At 70.7% G+C, this 19,111-nt stretch carries 19 protein-coding genes; 7 read left to right on the plus strand and 12 right to left on the minus strand.

Annotation, left to right across the window (positions count from 1 at the left end; all coding sequences use genetic code 11):
• Positions 1–37: 37 nt before the first annotated feature.
• Positions 38–280: a zf-HC2 domain-containing protein gene (locus tag ABD736_RS14350; RefSeq protein ID WP_344792550.1), complete on the minus strand. Its 243-nt coding sequence runs from the start codon at positions 278–280 to the stop codon at positions 38–40.
• Complete coding sequence (locus ABD736_RS14355; protein ID WP_344792955.1) at positions 277–888, minus strand: sigma-70 family RNA polymerase sigma factor; 612 nt, start codon at positions 886–888, stop codon at positions 277–279. The genes ABD736_RS14350 and ABD736_RS14355 overlap by 4 nt, the downstream gene beginning before the upstream one ends.
• 125 nt (positions 889–1,013) lie before the next feature.
• Between ABD736_RS14355 and aroA the strand changes: the two genes are divergently transcribed.
• Genes aroA through bcp form a run of 4 tightly spaced genes read left to right on the plus strand, consistent with a single transcriptional unit; the run spans position 1,014 to position 5,028 of the window.
• Positions 1,014–2,390, plus strand: a complete 1,377-nt coding sequence (gene aroA, locus ABD736_RS14360; protein ID WP_344792551.1) for a 3-phosphoshikimate 1-carboxyvinyltransferase — start codon at positions 1,014–1,016, stop codon at positions 2,388–2,390.
• Positions 2,387–3,517 carry a ribosome small subunit-dependent GTPase A gene (gene rsgA / locus ABD736_RS14365; protein ID WP_344792552.1) on the plus strand — a complete coding sequence of 377 codons (1,131 nt, stop codon included), beginning with the start codon at positions 2,387–2,389 and terminating at the stop codon, positions 3,515–3,517. Before aroA ends, rsgA begins: the two co-directional genes overlap by 4 nt.
• A complete protein-coding gene (locus ABD736_RS14370) occupies positions 3,517–4,524 on the plus strand; it encodes a LacI family DNA-binding transcriptional regulator (RefSeq protein WP_344792553.1) in 1,008 nt (335 codons plus the stop codon). The genes rsgA and ABD736_RS14370 overlap by 1 nt, the downstream gene beginning before the upstream one ends.
• A gap of 9 nt (positions 4,525–4,533) precedes the next feature.
• Positions 4,534–5,028 (plus strand): thioredoxin-dependent thiol peroxidase, encoded by a 495-nt coding sequence (bcp, locus tag ABD736_RS14375; RefSeq protein ID WP_344792554.1) that lies wholly within the window; start codon positions 4,534–4,536, stop codon positions 5,026–5,028.
• Here the strand turns inward: bcp and ABD736_RS14380 are convergent.
• A complete protein-coding gene (locus ABD736_RS14380) occupies positions 5,015–5,392 on the minus strand; it encodes a hypothetical protein (protein WP_344792555.1) in 378 nt (125 codons plus the stop codon). The genes bcp and ABD736_RS14380 overlap by 14 nt on opposite strands.
• A gap of 244 nt (positions 5,393–5,636) precedes the next feature.
• Between ABD736_RS14380 and ABD736_RS14385 the strand changes: the two genes are divergently transcribed.
• Complete coding sequence (locus ABD736_RS14385; protein ID WP_120789842.1) at positions 5,637–5,885, plus strand: WhiB family transcriptional regulator; 249 nt, start codon at positions 5,637–5,639, stop codon at positions 5,883–5,885.
• Positions 5,886–5,946: 61 nt separating this feature from the next.
• Here the strand turns inward: ABD736_RS14385 and ABD736_RS14390 are convergent, their stop codons facing one another.
• Genes ABD736_RS14390 through ABD736_RS14400 form a run of 3 tightly spaced genes read right to left on the minus strand, consistent with a single transcriptional unit; the run spans position 5,947 to position 9,395 of the window.
• On the minus strand, positions 5,947–7,452 hold the full coding sequence (locus tag ABD736_RS14390; RefSeq protein WP_344792556.1) for a sensor histidine kinase: 1,506 nt from the start codon (positions 7,450–7,452) through the stop codon (positions 5,947–5,949).
• Entirely contained in the window at positions 7,436–8,752 is a 1,317-nt protein-coding gene (locus ABD736_RS14395) for a CpaE/TadZ family protein (RefSeq protein WP_344792557.1), read from the minus strand. Before ABD736_RS14395 ends, ABD736_RS14390 begins: the two co-directional genes overlap by 17 nt.
• 16 nt (positions 8,753–8,768) lie before the next feature.
• On the minus strand, positions 8,769–9,395 hold the full coding sequence (locus tag ABD736_RS14400; RefSeq protein ID WP_344792558.1) for an SAF domain-containing protein: 627 nt from the start codon (positions 9,393–9,395) through the stop codon (positions 8,769–8,771).
• 87 nt (positions 9,396–9,482) lie between these two features.
• On the opposite strand from ABD736_RS14400, the gene ABD736_RS14405 reads away from it, so the two are divergent.
• Positions 9,483–9,761: a helix-turn-helix domain-containing protein gene (locus ABD736_RS14405; protein ID WP_344792559.1), complete on the plus strand. Its 279-nt coding sequence runs from the start codon at positions 9,483–9,485 to the stop codon at positions 9,759–9,761.
• A 21-nt stretch (positions 9,762–9,782) separates the two neighbouring features.
• Here ABD736_RS14405 and ABD736_RS14410 read toward each other — a convergent pair whose 3' ends face one another.
• The gene (locus ABD736_RS14410; protein WP_344792560.1) at positions 9,783–10,373 is read right to left on the minus strand and encodes a hypothetical protein; all 591 of its coding nucleotides are present in this window, start codon (positions 10,371–10,373) and stop codon (positions 9,783–9,785) included.
• A gap of 142 nt (positions 10,374–10,515) precedes the next feature.
• On the opposite strand from ABD736_RS14410, the gene ABD736_RS14415 reads away from it, so the two are divergent.
• A complete protein-coding gene (locus ABD736_RS14415; protein WP_344792561.1) occupies positions 10,516–10,923 on the plus strand; it encodes an Rv3235 family protein in 408 nt (135 codons plus the stop codon).
• Positions 10,924–11,186: 263 nt separating this feature from the next.
• Here ABD736_RS14415 and secA read toward each other — a convergent pair whose 3' ends face one another.
• From secA to mtrB, 5 genes are all read right to left on the minus strand, one after another.
• Entirely contained in the window at positions 11,187–14,003 is a 2,817-nt protein-coding gene (secA, locus tag ABD736_RS14420; protein WP_344792562.1) for a preprotein translocase subunit SecA, read from the minus strand.
• Positions 14,004–14,140: 137 nt separating this feature from the next.
• Positions 14,141–14,842 (minus strand): ribosome hibernation-promoting factor, HPF/YfiA family, encoded by a 702-nt coding sequence (hpf, locus tag ABD736_RS14425; protein WP_344792563.1) that lies wholly within the window; start codon positions 14,840–14,842, stop codon positions 14,141–14,143.
• A gap of 113 nt (positions 14,843–14,955) precedes the next feature.
• Positions 14,956–15,651 (minus strand): ComF family protein, encoded by a 696-nt coding sequence (locus ABD736_RS14430; protein ID WP_344792564.1) that lies wholly within the window; start codon positions 15,649–15,651, stop codon positions 14,956–14,958.
• 65 nt (positions 15,652–15,716) lie between these two features.
• The gene (locus ABD736_RS14435; protein ID WP_344792565.1) at positions 15,717–17,420 is read right to left on the minus strand and encodes an LpqB family beta-propeller domain-containing protein; all 1,704 of its coding nucleotides are present in this window, start codon (positions 17,418–17,420) and stop codon (positions 15,717–15,719) included.
• Positions 17,417–19,042, minus strand: a complete 1,626-nt coding sequence (gene mtrB, locus ABD736_RS14440) for an MtrAB system histidine kinase MtrB (RefSeq protein WP_344792566.1) — start codon at positions 19,040–19,042, stop codon at positions 17,417–17,419. The genes ABD736_RS14435 and mtrB overlap by 4 nt, the downstream gene beginning before the upstream one ends.
• Positions 19,043–19,111: the final 69 nt, after the last annotated feature.

Below are 19,111 nucleotides of genomic sequence, written 5' to 3' on the forward strand. Positions count from 1 at the left end.
AGCGGAAAGCGGAACCTGGTGGCGCAACCGGAATGGGCTACGCGTGCAGCTGCAGCTCCCGCAGCCGCGCGAGCACCTGCACCCGGAGCTCCTCAGGGGCGGTCTCGCGGCAGGCGCGCTGCACGGCCTCGATCAGCACGACCCCGACCTGGTGCTCGCCCGCGCAGTCGGCGCACGCCTCGAGATGCTCGCGGATGTCGCGCGCATCCTCGGCCTGCAGCTCGTGGTGCAGGTACTCCTCAAGGTCCTTCTTGGCTTTGTCGCAGCCGCAGTCGGTCATCGTTCACTCCTGGCAGATGAGGTCTGCGCAGCGCTCCCCCGGTCGCGCGCATAGTCGGAAAGCAGATCGCGAAGCATCCGCCGGCCACGGTGCAGGCGGCTCATCACGGTCCCGATGGGCGTCTTCATGATGTCGGCGATCTCCTGGTACGAGAACCCTTCGACATCGGCGAAGTAGACGGCCATCCGGAAGTCCTCCGGGATGGCCTGCAGCGCGTTCTTCACGTCGGAGTCGGGCAGGTGGTCGATCGCCTCGGCCTCGGCCGAGCGCGAGGCACGCGCCGTGGTCGACTCCGCGCCGCCGAGCTGCCAGTCCTCGAGGTCTTCGATCGGGGTCTGGAACGGCTCGCGCTGCTTCTTGCGGTAGTTGTTGATGAACGTGTTCGTGAGGATGCGGTACAGCCACGCCTTGAGGTTCGTGCCCTGGTGGAACTGCGCCCAGGCCGCGAAGGCCTTCACGAAGGTCTCTTGCACGAGGTCCTGCGCGTCTGCCGGATTGCGCGTCATGCGCAGCGCCGCCGCATAGAGCTGGTCCATGAAGGGAAGCGCCTGCTCTTCGAAGGTCAGCTCACGAGGAGCCTCGTTCGAGAGCTCGAGGTCGTCTGTCATCGCCGCCAATTCTACGGCCCAGGCATCCGTCGACTCGGTGCCCAAGGCAGGGCGCTCGGCGAGCGTTGCAGCAGCCACATGCATCCTTTCGCTGGCGCGGTCAAATCCTCGATATCCTGCAACCGATGCAGTTCCGCACCTATTCCGCGCCCGAGTTCGATCCCTACGGCGACAGCCGCCAGCCCGAGACGTCCGAGCTGTGGGCGGCGCCGGTCGCGGCCGCGCCCATCGACGCCGATGTGGCGCTGCCCGGCTCGAAGTCGCAGACGAACCGCGAGCTGGTGCTCGCCGCTCTTGCGGACGGGCCGTCGGTGCTCACCGCGCCCCTGCATTCGCAAGACAGCGACCGCATGGTCGAGGCGCTCGCGGCGCTGGGCACGGGTATCGAGAGGATGCCTGAGCCGGGCATCTTCGGGGCGGATCTGCGCATCACCCCGGCCTCGGAGCTCACCGGCTCGACCACGATCGACGCCGGCCAGGCAGGCACCGTCATGCGGTTCGTCCCCCCGGTCGCGGCGCTCGCGCTCGGCCCCGTGACGATCGACGCCGACGACTCCGCGCGCGGCCGCCCCATGCACGCCATGGTCGACGCGCTGCGCGCACTGGGCGTCGACCTCGCCGACGAGGGCCGCGCCGCCCTGCCGTTCACGGTGCACGGCACCGGCCGCGTCGCCGGCGGCGAGATCACGATCGACGCGTCGAGCTCGAGCCAGTTCGTCTCAGGGCTGCTGCTCTCGGCGGCGCGCTTCGAGAACGGCCTCGTGCTGCACCACTCGGGCGAGCGGCTGCCGAGCCTGCCGCACATCGAGATGACCATCGCGGCGCTCGCGGCCCGCGGCGTCGCGGTCGAGACGCCCGAGCTCGGCACCTGGGTCGTGAAGCCCCAGACCATCGGCGCGCGCGATGTCACGATCGAGCCGGACCTCTCGAACGCCGCGCCATTCCTCGCCGCGGCGGTCGCCACGGGCGGCCGCGTCACGATCGGCCATTGGCCGGCCGAGACGACGCAGGTCGGGGCCGATCTCGCGACGTATCTGCCCCTGTTCGGCGCCGAGGTGACGCTCGAGGGCGACCGACTCACGGTGCGCGGCACCGGCGAGATCCGCGGCGTGAATCTCGACCTCTCGACCGGTGGCGAGCTCGTGCCCGCCCTGGCGGCGCTCGCGGCACTGGCCGACGGGCCGAGCGAGTTCACCGGCATCGGCCACATCCGCCACCACGAGACCGACCGTCTCGCCGCTCTCGTGGCCGAGATCAACGGCCTCGGAGGCCGGGCCACCGAGCTCGAAGACGGCCTGCGCATCGAGCCGGCCGAGCTGCACGGCGGCGTCTGGAAGTCGTACAAGGACCACCGCATGTCGACCGCCGGTGCTCTCATCGGCCTGCGCGTCGAGGGCGTCGAGGTGCACGACATCGGTGCGACGGCCAAGACGCTGCCGCAGTTCCCCGAGCTGTGGCGCCGCATGGTCGCCGCGGCCGAGCAGGGAGCCCTGCCTGCGTGAGCTGGTGGTCCGACGCCGACGATGAGGACGAGCCGTACGGCGAGTACGACGAGTCGTCGGTGCGTGTCCGGCCGAACCCGAAGGGCAACCGACCGCGCACCAAGCAGCGGCCGGAGCACAGCGACGCGCTGACCGGGCGCGTGCTCGCCGTCGACCGCGGCCGCTATACGGTGCTTCTCGACGAGGATCAGCCGACCGAGCACCAGCTCGTGGCATCCCGCGCCCGCGAACTGCGCAAGCAGGCGATCGTCACCGGCGATCGCGTGGACGTCGTCGGCGACACGACGGGCGAGGACGGCACGCTCGCCCGCATCGTGCGCATCGGCGAGCGCACGACGCTGCTGCGCCGCTCGGCCGACGACACGGACGCCGTCGAGCGCATCATCGTCGCGAACGCCGACCAGATGCTCATCGTGATCGCGGCCGCGAACCCCGAACCGCGCGTGCGGCTCGTCGATCGCTATCTCGTGGCCGCCTACGACGCGGGCATCGAGCCGCTGCTGTGCATCACGAAGACCGACCTCGCCGACCCCGCGCCGTTCCTCGCCAACTTCGGGGCGCTCGACCACCTCACGGTGTTCACCAGCGCACGCGGCGCGATGCCGACCGCCGAGCTCGCGCAGGCGCTCGTCGGCCACACGACGGTCGCGGTGGGCCACTCGGGCGTCGGCAAGTCGACGCTCGTCAACGCGCTCGTTCCCGACGCCAATCGCGCGACGGGGCACGTGAACGTGGTCACAGGGCGCGGCCGCCACACGTCGAGCTCGACGGTCTCGCTGCGTGTTGAGACGGATGCCGGCCGCGGCTGGATCATCGACACCCCCGGCGTGCGCAGCTTCGGCCTCGGGCACGTCGACCCGGCGAACATCCTGCGCGGATTCCCCGACCTCTTTGCGATCACCGAGGAGTGCCCGCGCGGCTGCACCCACCTGCCCGACGCTCCCGACTGCGCGATCGTCGAGGCGGTGCGCGACGGCAAGCTCGGCCCGGCGGGGGCCGTGCGGCTCGACTCGCTGCAGCGGCTGCTCACGACCCTGGCGCCGAGCATCGGCGGGCAGGGCGGTCAGAGCAGCCCGGGCAGCCAGGGCGCCCCGACCGCCCAGAACATGACCGAGGAGGCGCGCTGATGGCACGCGTGACCATCGCCCACATCGCCGAGCGACTCGGCGTCTCGAAGGCCTCCGTGTCGTACGCGCTCAACGGCCAGCCCGGTGTCAGCGAGGCCACCCGCGCGAAGGTCGTCGCCATGGCGGCCGAGCTGGGCTGGCATCCCAGCTTCTCCGCTCGCGCCCTGTCGCGCTCGCGCGCCGACGCGATCGGCATGGTGCTGCGCCGCGACCCTGCGCTGCTCGGCACCGAGCCGTACTACATGCGACTGCTCGAGGGCGTCGAGGACGTGCTCTCCGAGGCCGGCCAGAGCCTGCTGCTGCGCATGGTCGGCACCACGCCCGGCCGCGACACGGCGGTCTACGAGCGCTGGGCGGGCGAGGGGCGCGTCGACGGCGTCATCGTGCTCGACCGCGCGATCGACGACCCGCGCCCGGAGCTGCTCACCCGCCTCGGTCTGCCGTTCGTGCTGCATGGCGTACTGCCGAGCACCGAGGGCACCGAGCGCATCGAAGACCAGCACCGCGACGCCGAGCTGATCGTGAGCCACCTCGCCGAGCTGGGGCACCGCCGCATCGCGCACATCACGGGGCCGCTGAGCCTCGCGCACGAGGTCGACCGGCGCGACGCCGTGCGGCAGGAGTGCGCCGTGCGCGGCATCGAGGTCGACTTCGCCGAGGCCGACTACACCTTCGACACGGCGCACACCCGCGTCACGGAACTGCTCGCCGCAGGCATCCGCCCCACCGCTCTCGTGTTCTCGAACGACGTGATGGCCGTCGCCGGCCTGCGCGCTCTCGCCGACGCCGACGCGCGCGACCTCGCCGCCGTCAGCTGGGACGACTCGATGCTGTGCCAGTACTCGTCGCCGACGATCACGTCGCTCGAGCGCTACCCCGACCGCGCCGGCCGCCGCAGTGCCGCCATGCTGCTCGAGCTGCTCGACGGCCGCAGCTGGAACACCGCGGCCCCGTCGCCGAGCACGCTCGTCGTGCGCGAGACGAGCAGGCCCGCCGCGCGCCCTTAGGGTCGAATGGTGACTTCTGCTGCACCCGCCGCTGTGCCCGGCCGCCTCGCCGTCGGGGACGCCGCTCCCCTGTTCTCGCTTCCAGACGCCTCAGGCGATGTCGTCTCGCTCGCCGATTTCGCGGGCAGGCACGTGATCGTCTACTTCTACCCCGCCGCTCTGACGCCGGCGTGCACGACGCAGGCGTGCGATTTCCGAGATGGGCTCGCGGCGCTGACGGATGCCGGCTATGCGGTGCTCGGCATCTCGAAGGACCCCGTCGCCACACTCGGGAAGTTCGCCGAGCAGGAGCACCTCAACTTCCCCGTGCTCTCGGACGAGTCGCTCGAGGTGCACCGCGCCTACGGGGCGTGGGGCGAGAAGCAGCTGTACGGCAAGACCGTCACGGGGGTGCTGCGTTCGACGTTCGTGGTCGGGCCCGACGGCGTGCTCGAGCACGCGCTCTACAACGTGAAGGCGAAGGGCCACCTGGGGATGCTGCGCAAGAAGCTCAAGCTCGCGTAGCCGGCTCGCGCCGCAGCGCCCGCGTGACCCCGGGCGTGAAGGCGAGCACGAGCCCCGCGAGGCCGAAGACGAGCAGCACCGCGCCCACGAGCGGTCCGGCCAAGAGACCCTGCATGGCGCCGATGCCGACGACCAGCTGGATCAGCTGCCAGACGATCGCGAGACCGCGTGCCCAGCGCTTGACGAGCCACACTCCTGTGGCGGCGAGACCGACCCACAGGAATCCGATCACCAGACAGGCGATGTAGGCGAAGCCGTCCGCTTCGAATTCCGCCCCATGGGCCGCGAACTGCACTATGGTGAGTGCGGTTGCAGCGAGCACCAACGCCGCTTCGACGCTCAGCACGACCGCAAGGGCAGTCACCGCACCGCGGGAACCCTTATCAGACGTGGGTTTCAGGCTGGTGTTCACAGTGTTATCCCACTCAAAACTCTTGATCTGACTCTGGCCCCCATGGGAGGATACAGGGGTCCGGTTAATCGCTCACGGGGCTGTGGGCAGGTCAAATATCCCCACGATCTTCGGCCCTGATCCGGTCGTCATCAATGCCGACGAGGCGAACCCGAACCGTCTCCGTCTGCTTTCTTGCAACAAAAGGAGCATCCCCATGGACTGGCGCGACAAGGCCGCTTGCCTCACTGCTGACCCTGAGCTGTTCTTCCCGGTCGGCAACACGGGCCCTGCCGTCGACCAGATCGAGAAGGCGAAGCAGGTCTGCGGCCGCTGCCCCGTCACCGAGGTCTGCCTGCAGTACGCCCTCGAGACCGGCCAGGACTCGGGTGTCTGGGGCGGTCTCTCCGAAGACGAGCGTCGTGCGCTGAAGCGCCGCGCCGCTCGCGCCCGCCGCTCGGCGTAGCCCGCGACGGCGCCGCGGTGCGCGGCCCGCGGCACCGCCGCCCGCGCACCTGCCGTTGCGGTCAGCCCGCGGCACCCGCCCCGCTGGTCAGGAACCGCAGCGGGATCTCGACCGTCACCTCGGTGCCTGCGCCCATCATGGTGTGCCAGTCGATCGATCCGCCGAGCTCGCCCTGAATCAGGGTGCGCACGATCTGCGTTCCGAGACCTGCACCGACCTTGCCTTCGGGCAGACCCGTGCCGTCGTCGACGATCTTCACCGTCAGCTGCTCTTCGTTGCGCTCGGCGATGATCTGCACCTCGCCGGACCGGTCGGCGAGGCCGTGCTCGACGGCGTTCGTCACCAGTTCGGTGAGCGCGAGGGCGAGCGGCGTGGCCGCCTCGCTCGGCAGCACCCCGAAGCGCCCCTTCTTGACCGGCCGCACCGAGGTGTTGTGACCTGCGGCGACCTCGGCGACGAGCAGCAGCACCCGCTCGAAGACGTCGTCGAAGTCGACCGCCTGCGCGAGCCCCTCTGACAGCGTGTCGTGCACCACCGCGATCGCGGCGACGCGGCGCTGCGCCTGGCCCAGAGCATCCTTCGCCTCGTCGGAGTGCGAGCGCCGCGCCTGGATGCGCAGCAGCGACGCCACTGTTTGCAGGTTGTTCTTGACGCGGTGGTGGATCTCGCGGATCGTCGCGTCCTTCGTGATCAGCTCGCGCTCCTGGTGGCGCATCTCGGTGACGTCGCGCACCAGCACGATCGCGCCGACCCGCTCGCCGCGGTTCCGGATCGGGATCGCGCGCAGCGAGACCGTCACGCCGCGCACGTCGATGTCGGTGCGCCACGGTGCGCGCCCGGTGACGACGAGGGGCAGGGATTCGTCGAAGTTGGTGTGACCGGTCAGAAGACGCGTCGTCACCTCGGCCAGGGACTCGCCCTCGAGCTCTTCCGTGAAGCCGATGCGGTTGAACGCCGACAGCGCATTGGGGCTCGCGAAGGTCGTGATGCCCTCGACGTCGAGGCGGATCAGTCCGTCGGAGGCACGCGGAGCGCCGCGCCGCGGCCCGCTCGGCGCCCCGAGGTCGGGGAAATCGCCCGTCGCGATCATCCCGAACAGGTCGTTCGCGCAGTCGTTGAAGGTGAGCTCCTGCCGCCCGGGGGTGCGCGCCTCGCTCAGGTTGGTGTGGCGCGTGAGCACCGCGATCGGGGAATCCGTGGTCTTCGCACTGCCCGAGCCGAGGCGGCGCAGCACGGGTACGGCGCGAACCCGCGTCGGCGTCTCTTCGTACCATTCAGGGGCGCTCGAGTCGACGATGCGGCCGGTCTCGAACGCCTCGCTCACCTGCGTGCGCCATTCGGGGCGGATCTTCTGGCCGACGATGTCGCGATAGAACAGCGTCGCCGCGCTCGACGGGCGCGAGTGCGCGACGGCGATGAATCCGTCTTCCGTCGGCACCCACAGCACGATGTCGGCGAACGCGAGATCGGCGAGCAGCTGGGCGTCGCCGACGAGCATGTGCATCCACTCGATGTCCTCGGGGGTGGAGCGCCCGTGGGCGATGACGAGGTCACTGAGGGTCGACACGCGTCAAGTCTAGAGCGGGGCGGGATGCCGGCACCGGCGCGCTCACGTGCGGGCGCGCTCGCTTCGGCCGCGCTCCCCGGCGGCGCTTCGCAGGTTCCGCCGTGGGCAGGCCGAGCAGCGTTCCGTGCGTGAAGTCGCGGATCGCCTCGCGCGCAGGCGACCGTGGCGCTGCTGCCGCGAGCGGGGCCGCCGCGAGCATCGCCGCGTCGAACGCCGGGGCGTCGTCGGGGATCAGCGCTGCGGGCACCACTCCCCCGAAGCGCTGCAGCGCGCCCGTCACCTGACCGGCCGGGTTCCCGCCCAGCACGCTCGCGCGCACCCGGTTGACCACGAGGTGGTGGCGCGCGCGAGGAGCCGCCGCCACGGCATCCGTCTGCCCGCGCAGGAGGCGCGACAGCCCGAGCGGGTCTGCGAGCCCGACGGAGACGAGCTGCGTCGTGTGCTCGAGGGCGGTGAGGGTCGCCGCGTTGCGGCGCGGCGCGAACAGGTCGCTCGCGATCTCTTCGTCTGCCTCGAGATTGAAGCCGACGTCGACGACGACGTGGTCGACCCAGCCCGCGACGGTGTCGATGACGCGGCCCACCCGCTCGCCGCTGAGCTCGGGCCAGCGGCTCGGCCGGGCGATGCCGGTGAGCACGGCGAGGGCCCCGGTCGGCATCGGGACGTACTGTGCGACGCGGTCGAACTCGGCGCGGGTGAGTGCGTCGTTTCCCGCCAGGCGGCACGCGGCGGCGAACCCCGGCGTCTCGTCGAGCAGGCCGAGCCACGGGGCGACTGCGCCGCCGTAGCTGTCGGCGTCGATGAGGGCGATCGTGCCGCCGGTCAGGGCGAGTTCGGTGGCGAGCTGGATCGCGAGCGACGTTCGGCCCGGCGCGCCCGTCGGGCCCCACACCGCGATGACGGATGCCTCACGAGCCGGGCCCTGCGACGAGCCTGCCTCGCCCGCGGCGTCGGCACGCGGCACCGCACGCGAGGTGAGCAGCTGCTCGAGCTCGGCCCAGCTCGACGGCTCGGGCAGCACCTCGCCGGCGCCGGCGCGTGCCGCGACCTCGCGCTCGTCGGCGGTCTGGGCGAGCACGACGAGCCGCGTGCCGGTCGCCTGCGCCGCCGCGCGCAGCTCGGGTGTCAGCCGCGCGCGCGTCGCCGAGACGACCGCGAGGTCGATCTCATGTGCGGCAAGCGCTGTCGACAGCTCGCCCGCGGTCTGCACCCGCGCGACGACGGCATGGCCGGCCTGCAGCGCGCCGGGCAGCAGGGCGTCTTCCGTGCGCCGATCGAGACTGAGGGCGAGCTGTGCCATCGCTGTTGCCGCCTGCTCAGGCGCCCGCGGGAAGCACGGTGATGTCGTCGCCGTTGGCGAGCGACTCGAGCAGCTGCGCGGTCGAGTCCTTGGGGACGCGCACTTCCACCGCGACCCCGCCGGACGCCCCGAGCCCCGAATCGCGCACCACCCGCACCACGGTGCCGTCGGGCACGAGCACGCGCGGCGCGCCGAACTTCGGTGCCCCGGCGCCCTCGCCGGTGGCCTCAGCCGACCAGACGTCGACCGCGCTGCCGACGTCGATCGAGGCGGGCAGCTCGCCGTCGACGCTGATCACGACGCTCGTCTCGCGCTGGGCGGAGGCCGCGCCGAGCGCGCCGACCGGCACGAGCTCGCCGGCGGCGATCGTGCGGGTCACGACGGTGTCGGCCTGCGGGCGCGCGCTCAGATAGGCAGAGGATGCCTTCCCGAGCCGCACCCGCACGCCCACCAGGTCTTTCGCCGAGACCTCGTCGCCCGCCGCGAGAGCATGCCGTGCGGCGAACACCTCGACGCTGCGGTCGGAGGCCGCGACGAGCCCGGCGACGCCCGCCACCGAGGCGACGACGAGCACGATGCCGAGCAGGAAACGGGGCTCGCGCCAGGCGGGGCGCGGCCGAGGCACGGGGCTTGGCGAGCTCATGCCCCAATGGTGGCGAATCCGCAAGCCCCCGGCGAAAGTTATCCACAGTGGCACCGGCCGCGCGCAATGGTCGACACAATGGATGACATGACCTTCCACTCCGCAGGCGACGCCGCGCGTTTTCTGACGACGGCCGACTGTGCGGAGATCCTCAATGTCGAGGTCGCCGACGTCACGGCCCTTCTCGAGACGGGCGAGCTTCCGGCGATCAAGGTCGGCGCGCAGTGGCGCATCGAGCGCGAGGTGCTCGAGTCGTACATCGCGAGCCTCTACGAGGACCAGCGCCGCCGTGCCCTGTGGGAGCAGTCGGACTTCGCGAGCCTCGCCGAGTTCTCGGGCGGTTCGCCGCTGTCCTCCGGCGACTGACGGCGCGGGGGCAGCACGGCGTCAGAGCCGCAGCAGGCTGACCGCGGGCAGCGCGATGATGCGGTGCTCGAGCACGCTCGACGCGCGGCGCGCCGCACCCCGCTCATGCACCGCGAGGTCGAGGTGATCGGCGCCGACCCGGTCGATCGTTCCGTGCACCGGTGCGGGCTCGGCGCGGCTCAGCACGTCGAGCGGCACGCGGCGCCGGGCGAGATCCCGCAGCACCACCCCGATGCCGATCTTGGCGGTGAGCGCCCCCTGCGCGGGCGGCGCCTGCTCAGGCATCCGCTCTCTGCTCGCCATCACCTGCGCCGACGACAACGCGACCGACGCGATCGCCGCGATCGGAACCACGCACCCGCCGCCGCCCGGCAGGTCTGCCGCGAGCCAGTCGCGGCCGACCGTCACCGGTGACACATCGATCGCGGAGCCATCGATGAGGCGCAACCGGATGCCTGCACCGGCGCGACCGGCAACGGAGGCCAACCGCTCGCGCAGGCTCGTGCGCGCCGCCCGCAGCCGCTCTTCCTCGCCGCGCTGCTGCGCGCCCTCTGCGGCCAGCTGGGACTCGAGCTGGGCCTCGAGATCGTCGAAGAGCAGGTCGAAGCGCATGCGCCGACGCTAGCCGCCCGCGTCACACGGCGAAAAAGTTATCAACAATCCAAGATTTTGCTGGCGCCGGGCGCGTGACCCGTGAAAGGGTCACAAGCACTCGACAAGACGAGCGTCGAGTCGCACTGGTTTTGGGGGAACGATGGCGAACGCACAGCGCCAGGAACGCTTCGATGTCGACGACTACTTCGGGGTCCAGCGCACAGCCGATCTGCCCGACCCCGAGCCGCTCATCACGAACCTGACTCGCTGCGTGATCGAGATCCTGGCGGGGGCTCGCGAGCTCGAGCAGATCGCGCGGTGGATCAGCGACGAGGTCTACACGCGCCTGCAGCGACGGGTCAGCCTGGCTGCGCGGTCGCGAGCCCTCAAGCGCACTCCGGCGCAGCGGCCGCGGCTCACGATCCTGTCGATCCGCACCTTCGAGCCCGACGCGGGCATCGTCGAGGCGACCGTCATCGTGCAGATGCCGCAGCGGGTGCGCGCCGTGGCGCTGCGCCTCGAAGGCCTCGACTCGCGCTGGCGCGCGACCTCGATCTCCGTGCTCTGACCGCGCGAGGTTCGCCGCCGCGCCCGTTCGGCTCGCCAGAGTGCCCGTTCGGCGCGGCGCTGGGGCCATCCGGCGCGCCACGGTCCCCGTCCCGCGGCCCACAGCGCCCATTCGGCGCGGCCGTGCGCCCGTTTGGCGTGGTGCTGTGGCCGAACGGCACTTCTGCGTCCGAAGCAGCGGGCACAACTGCGCCGAACGGGCACCACGGCCGGTTCCTGTCAATCACCCGCGCGATTGCGGCGACGCGCGGGCGCGGGCGCTGATCAGCGCTTGCGGTTCTGGGCGCGGCGCTGAGCGCGGTTCTGCGGCTCGTCGGCGGCGGCAGCGGCGTCCGTGCGCTGGCCGAAGGCCCCGCGGGCGCCACCCTGCTGAGCTGCGGGAGCCTGCTGGTCACCCTGCTGCAGCTCGCGGCGTCGCGCGGCACGCTCGGCACGCTCAGAGGCGGCCCGATCGACCTGACCGCCCTGGTTGCGCACCTCGACGCCGCCCGAGTCGCTCGGCGCGGAGTACGACAGACCCTGCTGGGCGTCGCCCTGGTCGAGGCCCTTCGCCGCGACGCCCGAGACCTCGCCGGAGGCCTGCGTCACCTCGACCTCGAGGTTGAACAGGAATCCGATCGACTCTTCGCGAATCGCGCCCATCATCTGCTGGTACATCGCGAAGCCCTCGCGCTGGTACTCGACCAGCGGGTCGCGCTGCGCCATGGCGCGCAGGCCGATGCCGTCCTTCAGGTAGTCCATCTCGTAGAGGTGGTCGCGCCAGCGGCGGTCGATCACCGAGAGCACGACGCGGCGCTCGAGCTCGCGCATCGCGGGCGAGCCGAGCTGCTCCTCGCGGCGCTGATAGGCGACGTGCGCGTCGGAGAGGATCTCGCGGCGCATGAACTCGCGGTTGATGCGGCCCTTCGAGCCGGCCTCTGCCACGACCTCGTCGATCGTGATGCCGACGGGGTACAGGGTCTTCAGCTCACTCCAGAGCGCGTCGAAGTCCCAGTCGTCGCCGTTGCCCTCGCCGGTGTGCTGGTCGAGCACCTCGTCGATGACGTCGTCGAGGAACTTCTGCACGCGCTCGTGCAGGTCGTCGCCCTCGAGGATGTGCCGGCGGTCGGCGTAGATCGCCTCGCGCTGGCGGTTCAGCACGTCGTCGTACTTGAGGACGTTCTTGCGGATCTCGGCGTTGCGGCTCTCGACCTGCGCCTGGGCGCTGCGGATCGCACGCGACACGAGCTTCGACTCGATTGCAAGATCATCGGGCGTCGAGGCTCGGCCGAGCAGCGACTCGGCGGCGCCCGCGTTGAACAGGCGCATCAGGTCGTCGGTCAGCGACAGGTAGAAGCGGCTCTCGCCGGGGTCGCCCTGGCGGCCGGAGCGACCGCGCAGCTGGTTGTCGATTCGGCGCGACTCGTGGCGCTCGGTGCCGAGCACGTAGAGACCACCGGCCTCGCGCACCTTGTCGGCTTCCTCAGAGGCCGCCGCCTTGAGCTTCTCGAAGGTCTCGTCCCACGCGGCCTGGTACTCCTCGGGCGTCTCTTCAGGCGAGAGCCCGCGCGAGTTCAGCTCGGCGACAGTGAGGAACTCGACGTTGCCGCCGAGCATGATGTCGGTGCCTCGACCGGCCATGTTGGTCGCGACGGTCACCGACCCGAGCCGCCCGGCCTGCGCGATGATCGCGGCCTCACGGGCGTGGTTCTTCGCGTTCAGCACCTCGTGGCGCACGCCGCGCTTGGCGAGCAGGCGCGAGAGGTACTCGCTCTTCTCGACCGAGGTGGTGCCGACGAGCACGGGCTGGCCGCTCTCGTGGCGCTTCACGATGTCTTCGACGACCTGCGCGAACTTGACCTCTTCGTTCTTGTAGACGAGGTCGGGCATGTCCTTGCGAATCATCGGCTTGTTGGTCGGAATGACGACGACGCCGAGCTTGTAGGTCGACATGAACTCGGCCGCCTCGGTCTCGGCGGTACCGGTCATGCCCGACAGCTTCTTGTACAGGCGGAAGTAGTTCTGCAGCGTGACGGTCGCGAGGGTCTGGTTCTCCGCCTTGACCGGCACGCCCTCCTTCGCCTCGATCGCCTGGTGGATGCCCTCGTTGTAGCGGCGGCCCATGAGGATGCGGCCGGTGTGCTCGTCGACGATGAGCACCTCGTCGTTCATGACGACGTAGTCCTTGTCGCGCTTGAACAGCGCGCTCGCCTTGATGGCGTTGTTGAGGAACGAGATCAGCGGGGTGTTCGCCGACTCGTACAGGTTGTCGATGCCGAGGTAGTCCTCGACCTTGGCGATGCCGGGCTCGAGCACGCCGACGGTGCGCTTCTTCTCGTCGACCTCGTAGTCCTCACCCGGCACGAGGCGGGTGGCGAGCCGCGCGAACTCGGTGAACCACCGGTTCGCCTCGCCCGATGACGGACCCGAGATGATGAGCGGCGTGCGCGCCTCGTCGATGAGGATCGAGTCCACCTCGTCGACGATCGCGAAGTTGTGGCCGCGCTGGACCATGTCGGATGCCTGCCACGCCATGTTGTCGCGCAGGTAGTCGAAGCCGAACTCGTTGTTCGTGCCGTAGGTGATGTCGGCGGCGTACTGCTCGCGGCGCTCTTCAGGCGTCTGGCCGGCGAGGATCACGCCGGTCGTCATGCCGAGGGCTCGGTAGACGCGGCCCATCAGCTCGCTCTGGTAGCTCGCGAGGAAGTCGTTGGTGGTGACGACGTGCACGCCGCGGCTCGGGATCGCGTTGAGGTACGCGGCGGTCGTGGCGACGAGCGTCTTTCCCTCACCGGTCTTCATCTCGGCGATGTTGCCGAGGTGCAGCGCCGCGCCACCCATGATCTGCACGTCGAAGTGGCGCATGCCGAGCACGCGACGCGCCGCCTCTCGAACGGCGGCGAACGCCTCGGGCAACAGGTCGTCGAGGGTCTCGCCCTCGGCGTACCGCTCGCGCAGCTCGACGGTCTCGTTCTTCAGCTCGTCGTCGGTGAGCTCTTTGAAGTCGTCTTCGAGAGCATTGACCGCGCGCGCATAGCCTTCGAGCTTGCGCAGCAAGCGGCCTTCGCCGACGCGCAGGACCTTTTCCAGGACAGATGCCACTGACGAACTCCACTTGTTCGGGACCGGGGAATCCTCGCAAGTCTAGACGCACGGGGTTAACGGGGCTCCCAGGCGGCGCACTGACACGAAAGGGGCGGCGGATGCCCCAGGCATCCGCCGCCCGAAATGGAAATGCGCTACTTGACGGACTCGAGCTTGCGCGCGGCGGTCGCGGCCTCTTGCAGCTCATCCGCGTTGTCGTCGAGCTGGATCACGCCGTAGTCCCAGCCCTTGCGGCGATAGACCACGCTCGGCCGGCCGGTCTCCGCGTCGATGAAGAGGTAGAAGTCGTGCCCGACGAGCTCCATGTAGTAGAGCGCGTCGTCGACCGTCATCGGAACGGACGCGAAGGTCTTCGTGCGGATGACGACGGGGCAGTACTCGTCCTTCTCCTCCTCGGCGGCCTCGGACTGCACCGGAACCGCTCCGGTCGCGAGCTGGGTGAGCGTGTTGCCAGAGATCGGCGTCACGTCGGTCTGCGAGAACGCGCCGCTCGCCGCATCATGCAGCGAGGTCGGCCGGTGGGCGCCACCGCGGTGCACCTTGCGGCGGTCCTTCGCGCGACGCACGCGCTCGAGCAGCCGGCCGATGGCGATGTCGAAAGCCGCGTACTTGTCGCTGGCTGTCGCCTCTGCGCGAACCACCGGCCCACGCCCGACGAGCGTCAGCTCGACCCGATCATCCCCAGGCGTTCCGTTGCGCGCGGCGAGGCGGGACAGCTTGATCTCGAAGACAAGAGCTCGCTCGGCCAGGTGAGACACCTTCTCGGCCTTCTCGGTCACGTACTCGCGAAAACGGTCCGTGATCTGGGCGCCGCGTCCGACGATGTCGATTTCCATCGCAACCTCCTGTTCGCGGTGCGTTCCCTCCGACGTCGCCGGTGGGTGGAGCCGCACCTGCTATGTGCCGACCAACCTAGTTGCGGGCACTGGCGATGTCACGAGCATTTTCTTCAGATTTCGGCACCCGCTTTCAGCTTCGGACCGCGCTTCGCGGTGCGCGCCACGGCCACGACGCCGAGCACCGTGTGACCGGCTTCGCGAAAGGCCCGGTCAGCTTCCAATACGGTCGCGCCGGTCGTCACGATGTCATCGACGAGCAGCACGAAGCGACCGCGTGGGCCCGGTCTGACTGTCAGCGATTCCGCACGATTGGCGAATCGCGATGTGGTATCTAAGTTGGATTGATCTTGCGTCTGTCGGGTTGGGCGCAGCAGGCGGCTGTCTGCGAAGCCGGCGCGGCGCAGCAGCAGGGGCACGTGCCGGTAGCCGCGGCGGCGGAACGCGGCGCGCGAGCTCGGGATCGCCGCGAGCTCGACGCGGCCGCGCGCCTCGCGGGGCGCTTCGGCGAGCGCCGCGTGCAGTACGCGACTCAGCACCGCGGCAAGCGCAGGTGCGGCATCCGTTCTGCCGCCGTCTTTGAAGGCGAGCAGGATGCTTCGCGCGACTCCCCCGTAGTCGACGGCGCGCCACACCGGCAGCTCGGTGCCGTCTGCCCGCCGCAGGGTCTCGCGCACGGGCGCGGCCGCCGCGAGTTCGGCGCGGCACGCCGCACACAGACCGCGGTCGGGGGCGCCGCAGCCGGCGCACTCCGTCGGTGCGAGCACGGCCCAGGCATCCAGCAGCGCCTCACGCACGACCGCCCACATAGCCAGCGATCCTGCCCGACTCGCGGCGGCGACGCGGCGAGCGGCCCCGCCCCTGTGGAGAACCGCTAACCGCGGCCCTGCTGCGTCGCGAGCACCTGCACCCCGGTCGACACGGTCTGCCAGCCGTTGCCCGCCGGGGTCTCGAGCGAGCCGTTCGACGTCAGCACCCAGAGTTGTGAGGACGGGTTGCCGGCCGCGATCACGGCGGCGCCCGCCGGACCGCTCGTCGTGTCTGACAGCAGGCCGCCGAGCTGCTGCGTGACGATCGCCGTGCCGCCCTGCGGGCTGACACCGAGCACAGCGACGGTGAGCTCGTCGCTCCAGGTCAGGCTGATGCCCGACGACAGGCCGAGGCCGCCCAGGTCGACGGGCTCGCCGAGGCGCGTCGGGTGGCCCGTCGCGTCGCGCACGATGCCGGCCACCATCAGGTGCGACTGCCCGTCGGTCGTTCCGATCAGCGCCGCGAGGCGCGTGCCGTCGCGCGAGACCGCGAACGAGAGCAGCTGGCGCGCGTCCGGCCATGCGGCCTTCAGGGTCGCGGTGGCGCCGTCGCCGGCCGAGACTGCGAACGGCGCGCTCGCGTCGGTAGTCGCCGACCAGACGATGCGATGGCTGTCGATCGACGGGGCCACCAGCCCGTGCCGGTCGTCGACCCGCACCGGGTGCGAGAGCGCGTCGGATGCTGCGTAGACGGACCCGTCCGCCAGTGCCGCGGCTGCTCCGCCGTCGGCGGTCACCGTGGCCGCCGTCGGGTGCAGCGACTCGAGCTGGTCGGCCACCCCGCCCAGCGGGACGACCGACTTCCCTGACAGGAATCCGAACTTGCCCGAGCGCAGCACGAGGGGGTTCGCCGCGACCGCCGGGTTCTGCACGGCGCTCGTCGCCCCGCTCACGTCCTGGCCAACGCCGCCGATCGTCAGATCGACCGAGGACGCGCTCGTGCCGAGGCTCTCGGTGAGCTGCTCGCCCATGCGGTTGAGGGTGGGCGCGTCGGCCGCCGCCGCGACGGAGTTCAGCGCCACCTGCGCGGTGCCGCCGGCGACGACGACGGAGCCGCTCGCGAGCTGTGCCCCCTTGGGGAAGGCCGTCACGACGGCATCCTGCAGCCACGGCGACGGGCCGGCGAGCAGCGCCTTCGCGATGCGCGTGGCGATCGTCGTGCGCGACGACGGGAACCACCGCAGGTCGGGAACGAGGAAGCTGTAGTCGGGGCTGTAGAAGTACAGCGGGTGCGGGCTGAAGACGTTCTGGAACTGGTCGGAGTCGATCACGATGCCGGGCGGCGCCTGCGAGATGCGCCACTGGCCGTGCTCTTTCACGAAGCTGTAGTTGAGCGGCACGGGCGCCTGGGAGTCGGCAGCGCGGTAGTCGCCGGTCTGGTCGATGAAGGCCTGCGGGGTGATCTCGAGCTTGAGCTGCGTCGAGCTGCCGCCGTCGTCCACCGTGCGCTGCGCTGCGCGGTCGACCGTCACCGAGGCGTCCGGGTTCCACTGGCTGCGGAACGACGACGAGAGGAACTGGCGGGCGATCTGATAGCCCGCCTCGGGGCTCACCGCGGCCTGGATGAAGCCGTTCAAGATCTGCTGCTTCGACTCGCCGTCGCCCGGGCCGAGTGGCAGGTAGTCCACCTGGCCGAACGGGTTGTCCTGCGCAGACACCGCGCCGCCGCGCGTTACGGCGCCGTCGCGCGGGATGGTCGCGCAGGCGGCGAGAACGGATGCCGCGAGCGCGGCGATCACGACGAGAATCCCCCGGCGCCAGAGCTTCATGAGACCACCTCTTCCGCATCGGCGGGCGGCAGCGGGATGGGCGACTCGCCGACCAGCCGGCCACTGCCCCGCGGCAGGGTGAGCCGGAAGCAGGAGCCCTCGCCCGGCCGCGACCACACGTCGAGCACGCCGCCGTGCACGAGCGCGTCCTCCTGCGAGATCGCGAGGCCGAGACCCGTGCCGCCGATGGTGCGCTGACGGGACGGGTCGGCGCGCCAGAACCGGTCGAAGACGTGGCCGACGTCGCTCTCACTCATGCCCATGCCGTGATCGCGCACCGCGATGGCGACCGCGCCCTGGCTGCTGTCGACGATGATGTCGATGGGCTTGGCCTCGCCGTGTTCGATCGCGTTGCCGACGAGATTGCGGATGACGCGGCGGATGCGCCGCGGATCCATCTGCACCTCGGCGTAGCCGCCTGGGGCCGTCAGCCGCAGCTCACTGCCGTGCGCGTGCGCGAGCGGCTGGAACTCGTCGATCGCGTCCTCCGCCAGCTTCACGAGGCTCGACGACTCGAGCTCGAGCGAGACAGAGCCCGCGTCGTAGCGGCTGATCTCGAGCAGGTCTGAGAGCAGCACGTCGAAACGCTCGACCTGCGTGTGCAGCAGCTCGGCGGTGCGGGTGGTCGTCTCGTCGAAGCCGTCTTTGCGGTCGTAGAGGTGCTCAGAGGCCAGGCGGATGGTGGTCAACGGCGTGCGCAGCTCATGTGAGACATCCGACACGAATCTCTGCTGCAGCTGCGAGAGCGTCGCGAGCTGCGTGATCTGCCGCTGCAGGCTGTCGGCCATCGCGTTGAACGAGCGGGCGAGCGAGGTGAAGACGTCTTCGCCGTTCTCGGGCAGGCGCACCTCGAGGTCTCCGGCGGCGAGTCGGCGGCTGGTGGCCGCCGCGAGCTGGATCGGCGCCACGACGAAGCGCACCACGACGAAGGTGAGCGCCCCGATCAGCAGGATCAGGGCGAGCCCGGCGAGCACGAGGGTGCGCTGCACGAAGTTCAGGGTCTGCTCCGCATCGCTCAGGTCGTAGCCGAGGAAGAGCTGGTAGGTGCCTGCGGTCGGCAGCTGGATCTGGGTGCCGATGATGACGCCCGGGTGCGTCGCGTTCGCCGCCCCGCCGTCGACGGGCAGCGCGACCGACTGCGAATAGAGGGTGTCGGGCGACTTGGCGACCGCAGCGGCCAGGTCGTTCGAGATGAGGCTCTGGCTCATGCCGCCCGCCGTGTAGTCGGTGGGCGCCTGCGGGTCGGGCTGCTGGCCCGGCTTGCGGATGAAGGCGAGCATGCGGCTCGAGGATGCCCCCTGAACGGCGGTCTTCACGGTCTGCCCGAGCCCGAGCACCGTCGCCGGGTCGCTCGCGTCGGTCGCATCGAGGGTGGCCTGCACCTGCTGCTGAGCGCGGCCCGCGTCGTGCAGCGCCTGGTCGAGGCGGGACTGGTAGAGGTCGTTACCGACGGTGTAGGAGATGACGAGGCCGGTGACGAGGATCGCGACGCCCGACAGGCAGATCGTGATCAGCACGGTGCGGAACTGCAGCGAGCGCGCCCAGGCGCGGGCGATGGCGGCCGGCCACTCCGACGGGTGGCGCCACCACGCCGCCGTCATGCGCAGGGCCGCCGTGGTCATGGGTGGATTGTAGGTCCGGGGTGCTTGCCGTTCGCCGGGCCGCTTCGGCTCGGCGAACGCACCCAGGCG

Origin of the sequence: Gryllotalpicola daejeonensis, assembly GCF_039538145.1 — a bacterium.
In the GTDB taxonomy this organism is placed as follows: Bacteria; Actinomycetota; Actinomycetes; order Actinomycetales; family Microbacteriaceae; genus Gryllotalpicola; species Gryllotalpicola daejeonensis.

Bases quoted from the DNA above. Each gene is read 5' to 3' on its own strand.
- ABD736_RS14350 (WP_344792550.1), bottom strand. From the start codon at position 280: ATGACCGACTGCGGCTGCGACAAAGCCAAGAAGGACCTTGAGGAGTAC.
- ABD736_RS14355 (WP_344792955.1), bottom strand. From the start codon at position 888: ATGACAGACGACCTCGAGCTCTCGAACGAGGCTCCTCGTGAGCTGACC.
- aroA (WP_344792551.1), top strand. From the start codon at position 1,014: ATGCAGTTCCGCACCTATTCCGCGCCCGAGTTCGATCCCTACGGCGAC.
- ABD736_RS14370 (WP_344792553.1), top strand. From the start codon at position 3,517: ATGGCACGCGTGACCATCGCCCACATCGCCGAGCGACTCGGCGTCTCG.
- ABD736_RS14385 (WP_120789842.1), top strand. From the start codon at position 5,637: ATGGACTGGCGCGACAAGGCCGCTTGCCTCACTGCTGACCCTGAGCTG.
- ABD736_RS14395 (WP_344792557.1), bottom strand. From the start codon at position 8,752: ATGGCACAGCTCGCCCTCAGTCTCGATCGGCGCACGGAAGACGCCCTG.
- ABD736_RS14400 (WP_344792558.1), bottom strand. From the start codon at position 9,395: ATGAGCTCGCCAAGCCCCGTGCCTCGGCCGCGCCCCGCCTGGCGCGAG.
- ABD736_RS14405 (WP_344792559.1), top strand. From the start codon at position 9,483: ATGACCTTCCACTCCGCAGGCGACGCCGCGCGTTTTCTGACGACGGCC.
- ABD736_RS14410 (WP_344792560.1), bottom strand. From the start codon at position 10,373: ATGCGCTTCGACCTGCTCTTCGACGATCTCGAGGCCCAGCTCGAGTCC.
- ABD736_RS14415 (WP_344792561.1), top strand. From the start codon at position 10,516: ATGGCGAACGCACAGCGCCAGGAACGCTTCGATGTCGACGACTACTTC.
- hpf (WP_344792563.1), bottom strand. From the start codon at position 14,842: ATGGAAATCGACATCGTCGGACGCGGCGCCCAGATCACGGACCGTTTT.
- ABD736_RS14430 (WP_344792564.1), bottom strand. From the start codon at position 15,651: ATGTGGGCGGTCGTGCGTGAGGCGCTGCTGGATGCCTGGGCCGTGCTC.
- ABD736_RS14435 (WP_344792565.1), bottom strand. From the start codon at position 17,420: ATGAAGCTCTGGCGCCGGGGGATTCTCGTCGTGATCGCCGCGCTCGCG.
- mtrB (WP_344792566.1), bottom strand. From the start codon at position 19,042: ATGACCACGGCGGCCCTGCGCATGACGGCGGCGTGGTGGCGCCACCCG.